The following is a 1421-nucleotide window of genomic DNA, read 5'->3' as shown; positions in this document are numbered from 1 at the left end:
ATTGCGAGCTTTTTGATGAAACCCAAGAAGATGCGGCTGGAAACGTTGCAAACACCACACCAGACAAGGATGATACCATTGATCCAAACGCCCCACCAAACGCATGTGACGAAGGCGAAGGCGTCATCCATATGGATGAAGAGGATACATGATAGGTTATAAACTAGATGTAGAGCCCCTCATTAAAAATGATTGCTTAAATACCTCCCTTCCCCATCTTTAAAGGTGGGGAGTGGAACTAAAGTTACACGTGTGGAACTGGTCGTTCAAGAGGCTGTACAGCCAAACGAAACCCCATGGTACGCAGTAAAGCATTCAAGCTGCGGAACTCTGGATTACCTTTTTCTGAAAGTGTACGGTAAAGTTGTGTTGGGTTCAAGTTGGCTGCTTTAGCTACAGCTTGAACACCACCATAAGCTTTGGCCATTTGGCGTAGAGTTACAAGCAGTTCACCCTGATCACCATCTGCTAGGATTGCATCAAGGGTAGCCGCTGCCAACTCAGGATCATCACGGAATATTTCTGCCATTGCATCATCATGGTTACGGTCTTTCATTTTTGCACTCCTTTAATCTTCACGGTTTTGCCAATCACGCCAGCAAGCACATGCACGAGTGATATCAGTCTCTTGTGTTTTTTTGCTGCCACCGCATAATAGCAACAATACGGTCTTTCCAGATTGGACATAATAAACTCGGTAGCCAGGACCAACATTAATACGCAATTCATGGACACCCTCACGAAGCGGCTTGAAATCGCCAAAGTTCCCCTGCTCTAAACGATTAAGGCGGCGAATAATTGCAGTTTTAGCCTGCATGTCACGGAGCTTTCGCAGCCAATCAGCTATCAAGTCTTTGCCATCAGAAGTAAGGTAGTGACGTATTTCAAACATGATGTTATATTCGTTTATAAACGAATGTTTGTCAAGAGAGAAATTAAAAGTTGAGAAAAAATCTTCTTTTGTTCCAATGAAAAAGCGACATGAAGCTTAACCAAGCTATCTTTCCGAATGAGAAAGATGTCAATTTTTTTAATCCAGCTCTGCTTTTTGCGGAGCTTTTTTTTATGGAGAAGCATATGCGAAAAATATCATCAGAAGGACTTGCACTTATCAAACAATGGGAAGGTTTGCGTTTAAACGCCTATAAAGATGCCATTGGGGTGTGGACAATAGGTTATGGACATACAAACAGTGCTGGAAAACCTTTTATTTACGAAGGCATGACAATCACTGAAAAGCAAGCAGAAGAACTTCTTTGTCAAGACTTAAGACAATTTGAAAATGTCGTTGAACGCGCTGTTACAGTTTCATTAACGGATGAACAATTCGCGGCGTTAGTGTCGTTTTGCTATAATGTAGGAACAGGAGCCTTTTGTAACTCGACACTGTTAAAAAAGCTCAATCAAGGTGAATATGAAGC

The 1421-nt window shown here is 42.1% G+C and carries 3 protein-coding genes and 1 pseudogene; 2 read left to right on the top strand and 2 right to left on the bottom strand.

The window, feature by feature from the left end:
* Window positions 1-152, top strand: a pseudogene (locus ACFILL_RS09205) (late control protein); the annotation flags it as partial.
* Between the two features lie 92 nt (window positions 153-244).
* Here the strand turns inward: ACFILL_RS09205 and ACFILL_RS09200 are convergent.
* Window positions 245-556, bottom strand: coding sequence for a DNA-binding protein (locus ACFILL_RS09200; RefSeq protein WP_208439803.1), 312 nt, complete (start codon window positions 554-556; stop codon window positions 245-247).
* A gap of 12 nt (window positions 557-568) precedes the next feature.
* The gene (locus ACFILL_RS09195) at window positions 569-892 is read right to left on the bottom strand and encodes a type II toxin-antitoxin system RelE/ParE family toxin (RefSeq protein WP_015857128.1); all 324 of its coding nucleotides are present in this window, start codon (window positions 890-892) and stop codon (window positions 569-571) included.
* Between the two features lie 185 nt (window positions 893-1077).
* Between ACFILL_RS09195 and ACFILL_RS09190 the strand changes: the two genes are divergently transcribed.
* On the top strand, window positions 1078-1421 hold a 344-nt coding region (locus tag ACFILL_RS09190; RefSeq protein ID WP_375643826.1), incomplete at its 3' end, for a lysozyme.

Origin of the sequence: Bartonella sp. AP20NXHL (genome assembly GCF_042196165.1) — a bacterium.
Classification (GTDB): Bacteria; Pseudomonadota; Alphaproteobacteria; order Rhizobiales; family Rhizobiaceae; genus Bartonella.
Note: the sequence above shows the minus strand (reverse complement) of the source record. Positions and strands in the feature narration are given on the sequence as shown.

Coding starts and splice junctions, on each gene's coding strand:
- ACFILL_RS09200 (WP_208439803.1), bottom strand. CDS start 556: ATGAAAGACCGTAACCATGATGATGCAATGGCAGAAATATTCCGTGAT.
- ACFILL_RS09195 (WP_015857128.1), bottom strand. CDS start 892: ATGTTTGAAATACGTCACTACCTTACTTCTGATGGCAAAGACTTGATA.